The sequence below is a fragment of the Pedobacter sp. 01T416_2 genome, assembly GCF_056398925.1.
The window spans coordinates 1-7076 of sequence record NZ_JBFTQI010000270.1 but is presented as its reverse complement, the minus strand read 5'-3'; the positions used below and the strand labels follow the sequence as shown (position 1 = coordinate 7076).

The 7076-nt window shown below is 40.7% G+C and carries 6 protein-coding genes; 1 reads left to right on the top strand and 5 read right to left on the bottom strand.

The window, feature by feature from the left end; genetic code table 11:
* Positions 1-505 precede the first annotated feature (505 nt).
* From AC1DPQ_RS13000 to AC1DPQ_RS12990, 3 genes are all read right to left on the bottom strand, one after another.
* Positions 506-1507 (bottom strand): aldo/keto reductase, encoded by a 1002-nt coding sequence (locus tag AC1DPQ_RS13000; protein WP_477584890.1) that lies wholly within the window; start codon positions 1505-1507, stop codon positions 506-508.
* A gap of 81 nt (positions 1508-1588) precedes the next feature.
* Positions 1589-2494, bottom strand: coding sequence for a helix-turn-helix domain-containing protein (locus tag AC1DPQ_RS12995; RefSeq protein WP_477584891.1), 906 nt, complete (start codon positions 2492-2494; stop codon positions 1589-1591).
* 204 nt (positions 2495-2698) lie between these two features.
* Positions 2699-3097 (bottom strand): nuclear transport factor 2 family protein, encoded by a 399-nt coding sequence (locus tag AC1DPQ_RS12990; protein WP_477584892.1) that lies wholly within the window; start codon positions 3095-3097, stop codon positions 2699-2701.
* Between the two features lie 146 nt (positions 3098-3243).
* Between AC1DPQ_RS12990 and AC1DPQ_RS12985 the strand changes: the two genes are divergently transcribed.
* Positions 3244-4272, top strand: coding sequence for an AraC family transcriptional regulator (locus AC1DPQ_RS12985; protein WP_477609636.1), 1029 nt, complete (start codon positions 3244-3246; stop codon positions 4270-4272).
* 323 nt (positions 4273-4595) lie between these two features.
* On the opposite strand, the gene AC1DPQ_RS12980 is transcribed toward AC1DPQ_RS12985, so the two are convergent.
* Positions 4596-5855 carry a DUF2264 domain-containing protein gene (locus AC1DPQ_RS12980; protein ID WP_477609634.1) on the bottom strand — a complete coding sequence of 420 codons (1260 nt, stop codon included), beginning with the start codon at positions 5853-5855 and terminating at the stop codon, positions 4596-4598.
* A gap of 10 nt (positions 5856-5865) precedes the next feature.
* Positions 5866-7062, bottom strand: a complete 1197-nt coding sequence (locus tag AC1DPQ_RS12975) for a glycoside hydrolase family 88 protein (protein WP_477609632.1) — start codon at positions 7060-7062, stop codon at positions 5866-5868.
* Between the last annotated feature and the right edge of the window lie 14 nt (positions 7063-7076).

Here is a 7076-nt window from a genome sequence, read left to right as displayed (position 1 = left end):
ACCTGGTACGGATGAAAAACGATCTATTGCTAACCATTGGTGAGAATTACCGGGACGAACTTATCGGTTTTGTAAAAACGAAAACGATTAAAACCGGGCGGAATTAGTACATTAATTATATTATTTGGCAAATAATATGACGGAATAACCAATGGTATAAGTTTTAAAAAATAAAAAAGATGAGTAAAAAACTCACCATTCATAATTGCTACATATTTACCTATACTATTGGCTTATCCAAACTCGAAAATTCATCAATTTGATGCGAAATAAATTAAATTAAAGCAGGCGACAAAGTTTGATTAATCTTTCTTTGTCGCCCGCTCATACCACCATATGTACTCATTTGTACAATGGTTTCTTGAGATTGATTTGCAATGAAGTTTCTTATAGTTGGTATTTAAAGTGTACAGCTCTGTAGGGATACCCAGATTTTTCCTGGTTATCCTTTTAGCTTTTCCTTTAGCCTATGCCTCTACCAAATATAGCTAGTTTAGAAGGTCCGTTAGTGGTTAACCAGCTTCATTGCGCCTTCACTATAACGCTCGCCACTTATAGGATATCGCCTGATCAGTTCATCAACTGCTGTAAGATCATCAGCTGTCAGCTCAACTTCAATCGCACCTACATTATCTTCCAGGTATTTTCTTTTTTTTGTGCCTGGAATCGGGATAATATCCTCGCCCTGTGCCAGCACCCATGCCAGGGCAAGCTGTGCTGGTGTGCAACCCTTGGTGCCTGCCAATGCCGCAAATTCGGCTATAAGCCTGTTGTTACCGGTGATATTTTCCTGCTGGTAACGTGGCAGGGTTCTTCTAAAATCATCATCAGCCAGGATATTTACATCGAGTGCATTGGTAACCAGGCCCCGGGCCAATGGAGAATAAGGCACAAGTGAAATACCAAGTTCACGGGTAGTCTGCAATATCCCATTTTCCACATCCCTTGTAAGCAACGAGTACTCACTTTGCAGTGCAGCAATCGGGTGCTCGGCATGTGCTTTGCGTAAAGAAGTGACAGAAGCCTCACTCAGTCCAAGATAGCGTACCTTTCCTGCTCTTACCAGATCGGCCATAGCGCCAACGGTTTCTTCAATCGGAATGTTAGGGTCAACGCGATGGGCATAGTAGAGGTCTATGGTATCGATTTTCAATCGTTTCAGGCTCTGTTCAACTGCAACTTTCATCCAGGCAGGAGAACCATCAAAATAAGTTCCCGTTGCGCTGCTGGGGCCGGCAATTCCATCTGTAAAACGGAATCCAAATTTAGTTGCAATAAATACCTTGTTGCGGTTAGGTACGAGTACCTTAGAAATGAGCGCTTCATTTGCTCCGTTTGCGTACATATCGGCCGTATCCCAAAAATTGATCCCAAGATCAAGTGCTTTTTCAAGAGTCGCTAAACTTTCTTTGTCGTCTGTAGGTCCATACGCAAAACTCATGCCCATGCAGCCTAAGCCAAGTGCAGACAGTTTTTCGCTGGTTGTTCCTAAATTTCTATATTTCATTTTGATAAGATTTTGTTCACTCAAATGTAGATAAGAAAGCGAAACCGTGACTTATAAGCATCAAACAGATCGTTATAATATTCAAACAGTTTCTCTCAATTTAGTAGGTGCTGAACCGGTGTGTTTTTTAAAGAACAGTGTAAAATATGAAGGGTACTCAAAGCCCAGGCTGTAGGCAACATCACCGATATTCCAGTCGGTATACTGCAATAGTGCCTTAGCCTCTTTAACAATCCGGGCAGCGATATGAGCGGTTGTAGTTTTACCGGTAACCTCTTTTACAGAACGGTTGAGGTGATTGATGTGTACGGATAAAGCGTCGGCATAATCAGCAGGGTTTTTCAGTTTGAGTATAAGCGTAGGAGAATCAATTGGAAACTGTCTTTCCAGCAGTTCAAGAAATAAGGCAGAAACCCTTGAAGAGGCGTTGGCATAGGTATGAAAATTTGTGGCCGGATTATTTTTCATCGCCTCATGAATCAACAGGTGCAAATAGCTACGCAGCACATCGTACTTGTGCGGATAAGTGGAGTGCATTTCTGCCTGCATCTTCTGGAATATGGCCGAAAATTCGCGCAATTGAACTTCATCTGGAAAGAACACCGGATTACAGCCGACCTTAAACAAAGGCGAATCGCGCAGGTTATTTACCCGTTCACTATGCTGAATAAAATCTTCGGTAAAAAGACAATACCAGCCCGACTGCTGATCTGAGTCTGCTTCCCAGGAATAAGGCACTATAGGATTTGAAAATAGTAGTGCCGGTCGATCAATCTGTATCCACTTATCTGCATAATAGATCTTTCCCTTACCAATGATAAGTGAAACCTTATAAAAATCGCGGCGACTGTATGGACTTACCACGGCGCAGTTCTCTCTTGTGAATACGTTTATGTGGCCAATGCCAGCATTATCGAGCGGAACATCGATGGGAGCATGGTCTGGCAACCTGTTGTAAAAATCGATAACGGTTTCTGCTTGTTTCATATTGTAAATTTATAAAAATCAAATAATATACCTTGCATAAACCAAATTGATTGAACCCCGACCGCCAATTCCAGAAAGCCCTAAAACAAACTGCTTATCAGCATTAATTAACAATCTTTTTTTTTGATGAAGAGCGATCAATAGATAGTGTTATAAGATCACAGGCCGGACAGCACAAAATAGTCTGTCCGGCATTTATTTTACTTAGTTTGTCCAGAAGCCATCCTCCTGCATCTGGTCAGCAGAAAAAATCTCTACATTACAGATTTTACCATGCTCAACCGTGTAAATATCTATATTGTAAACGTCGAGTTTTTCTCCAGAGGGCTTCTCTGCCATCCAGTGCAATAGGCATGCAACCCGGTTGCCGTTTAAGCTAATTGATTGATAAGCACCTAACTGTAATGTATTACCGGAAATCTCGAACATCTTACCTACCATTCCGAATACCTCCTGCTGTGAACGCTTTAGGCCTGAGATCTCGTTGCTGCCAGGCTGCGACCAATTTACGTCAGAAGACAATAGTTGGCCAATTTTTTCAAGATCGACCGCTTTAACCGAGGTCAAAAATTCTATTACTGTTTGTTTTGATTGATTTTCCATAATATTTTCTATTTAGTATCTGAACCAAAGTTCGCAGGTTCAACTGAAGTTAAGATTACCATTAAACGACATTAAGTTATCTTTTTCCGTCAAATTATTTTTATTCTCTACTATATTGATATTTTAGCTTCAAGTATTTATCTACTATGGAAGATCAGATTAAAAATTTCATATCAAGACTGATTGGTTATGCAGTTCAAAGAGACATATCTGCAGAAAAACTTCTCCGTGCATCAAACATCACAATGGATGAACTGACAACTTCAAAAAATCCGCTTGCGGTTAAACAGATCGATGATGTCTGGTTTAATGCTGTATCTATAAGTAGAGACAACTTGTTCGGTCTTCATTTTGGGGAATCCTTACAACTACAGGCATTGGGAATTGTCGGAGAAATAATAAAAACGAGCAGAACAGTGGGAGAAGCGATAACTAATGCTGCCCCATTGGCCCAAATCATCTCGGCATTAGTAGAACTTAGAATTTTCAGGGATGACCATCATTTTTCGATAACATTTGCACCGGTCAACCGGGATTGGAATCAAGATACAACTGAAATACACACCGTTGACCTTTTAATGGCTTTGGTAATACACGAACTTGACGGGTTATTGTTTAAGAAGCTATACCCAAGTTCGGTCAGCTTCGCCAGATCGCTGGATAACCATGAAGAATATGAGCGTGTCCTTCGCTGTAAACCAGAGACGAATGCAAAAACCACTCAAATTTCATTTGATATTGCCTACTGGAACGAAAGAATTATAAGATCAAAACACGAACACCAGCAAGTTCTGCTTTTGGAAGAGGGTCTCTGGCAAAATACGCATGTATCTGAACAGGCATTAAAAAAGCGTATCTATAATTACATACGGTCAAACTCGTATCTAAAAATGGTTACCCTTGAAGATATTGCATGTAACTTTAATCTCAGTCCGCGTACACTCCAGCGTAAATTAAAAAGTGAGGAGATCAATTTTCAGCAGCTAGCTGATGAAGCCCGTAAAAACCTTGCTTTAATGTATTTGAAAGATGATTCTCTTCAGATAAAAGAAATATCTACCATGCTTGGCTACAATGAAGTAAGCGCATTTATACGTGCATTTAAACGATGGACAGGAACGGCACCCACTGATTATCAAAAAAAAAATGCTCCTCTCATAGTAAAAAAATCCTGACCAAAAAGAACCGAACTTTGAAGGTCATATTCTAGCGCAAGTCTTAGCGCCACAAGCACAAGCAAAGGCCTGACTTGTGCTTTAGTCAAATCAATATATTAATCTCTTAAGAAAATTTTAAAGCACAAGTCAGCCAACAACATTGCCCTAGCTACTAAGACTTGCGCTAGTAAGCGTAAATATGGGTGCAATGGCTAACTGCTGTTGTACCCATATTTATATTCCTCCCTTTATAGTGTTCTGGATATCATCATTTCACCATTCCACTGCGCTTCATCCGATAGCTATCGGATCGAAAAGATAATCGATTTTTGGTATCAAGGTTAAAAATCTACATGATAATCTTTGGAGAACGGTTTTGCTGCCCAGGCTTTTTTCGATGTCCACTCTGCCGAAGGTGCGGCCCAAAATTCGTCGTTAGCTGGTAAACCCAAAGGAAGGAATGATAGTGTAGCCATATACAAACTCCCTGTAGAGGTATAATAATCTGCTATTTCCGGATCATGCCCGCAAAAGCCAAGCTGTAACCATCCTTTTGAGTCAAAAGTTCCAGGGATATCATATATGTTCTGTTTTACTTTAGTTAAGGCAGAACGCACTTGAGCTGGCTGAATGGTGGCTGGTAACTTATGCATTAAAGCAATTTGGCTTAAAGCCTGAAAAGCACCTGTTCTATAGGTAATTGAACGCCCAATTGGTGGATAGGTTCCTTCAGGAGAAATCATGCGCTCTTGCCCTACTACATAACGTTGCATCCTTTTTACGGCAAGATCATACCGTTCTTTTTTGATTAGGTTTTTATCGAGCATAATAGCTAGCGTATCCACCATCATCGGGTGGATTACAAATGAATTGTAATAATCAAAAGCCATGTTTACGCCATCACCATACCAACCATCTCCTYTATACCAGGCGTTTAATGTATCTACTCCCTCATTCAAGCGGCTTTCATCGTGTGGTTCGCCAATCGATAATAAAAAGGCTTCGGTAATAGAACCAAATAACAACCAGTTATTTTTAAAGGGTTTTCTGTTTCTTAATGATTTAAACGAAACAATAATTTCGCGTTTTGTTTCTGGCTTTAACGGTTCCCATAGGGCTTTAGGTGCTCTTAAAAAAGTTTGTGCCAGGTAGGCTGAATCAACAATTGGCTGATAATCTTTGGTGAAATTTAGTTTATCAGGACTATTTGCCGCAAAACAGCTATCCAATCCCCGAATGGCCTGTAATTTCAGCTTGTTTCTTAAAACACCTTCGGTTGTGGTATCATCAGGTAACGAAAGCCAGGGTGCAATTCCGGCATAGGTACGGCCAACAGCTTCCAAATACGATACAGCAGGTGTTCTAGAGTCGAATTTCGGCGCTGTAACCACTGGCATATTTTTAATCAATGTTCCATTGGCTAAATTGGAAACAACGGGGCTGGCAATTTTATACAACAGTTTATACCAATATTCTCTGTCGTTTTTTGGTTGAGAACTTGTACTGTTATTAGTTTTTGTAGCGGATAAAATTTCGTTAGGATTAAACAGCCCAAATACTCCGGTTAGTGACAACGCGCCTATAAATTTTCTTCTTTCCATTTTGTGTGTGTTATAAATACCAGTTTTTGTAGCGCATTAGCGCCTCGAGATAGTAATAATCGGCGTAGCTTAGCGGAACGTCGACTTCTGATTTCAGCGGTAAAGCTCCTGTACTGTGCATCAGTAAAAAACCGCCGTTTTCCCCCGGCTTTGCAGTATACGCATCAGATGAAAGTGAAATGATCATTTTTTTTGCTTCGTCTACATATAATTTTCGCTCGCTTTTTGTTGCATACTGTCCTAATTCTAACAAACCAGAAGCAATAACCGCAGCGGCAGATGCATCACGATAAGTATCTGGAATGTTCGGTGCGTTAAAGTCCCAATATGGAATCTGATCGGCAGGCATATTCGGGTGGTTGATAATAAATTTGGCGATGTTTTTTGCCTGATTAAGATAATGTTTGTTCTTGGTAAAACGGTACATCATGGTGTAACCATATAATCCCCAGCCCTGGCCGCGGCTCCAGGCCGATTCGTCAAATGCGCCCTGGGCCGTACCCCTTTTAAGTACTTTGCCAGTAGTCATATCGTAATCTACTACATGGTAAGAACTATAGTTTGGCCTGAAATGGTTTTTAAGCGAAGTATCGGCATGATTGATGGCAATTTTCTTGTATTTCGGATCGCCACCATGATCAGACACCCATGCCAACAGCTCCAGGTTCATCATATTATCAATAATAACAGGGCCTTTCCATTGTTTACTGCTATTCCACGATTGGATTACGCTAGCAGCCGGGCGGTAGCGCGTTGCAAGCGAAGCTGCAGCGGTATCGATGGTTGGTTTATATCGCGCATTACCTGTAATGCGGTAGGCGTTGCCGAAACTACAGAACATCATGAAACCTAAATCATGGTTTCCGGTATAATGTTTCTCCTTCTCTAGTACGACAAGGCGTTTTTCTGCCTCTTTTAAGGTGCCAGAATCTTTAGTGTATTCGTAAATATAAAGTAGTGAACCTGGGTAAAAACCACTGCACCACCATTTGGTATCGCTCGTTTCCAGCTTATTATTTTTTGCATAATRGGTTTTCGGCATGCGGTCTGCCGGTGTGTTTTTGGCCAGTAACTGATATTGTTTCTGTGCAAATTCAAATTGCCTGTCGAGCAGATTTTTCATCACTTTTTTTTCATCAGCTGCCTTTTGTGCATGAGCAATTACTGCTGTGGCCAGAAAACATATGGTGAACAATAATTTCTTCATAGGTTAGGTAAACT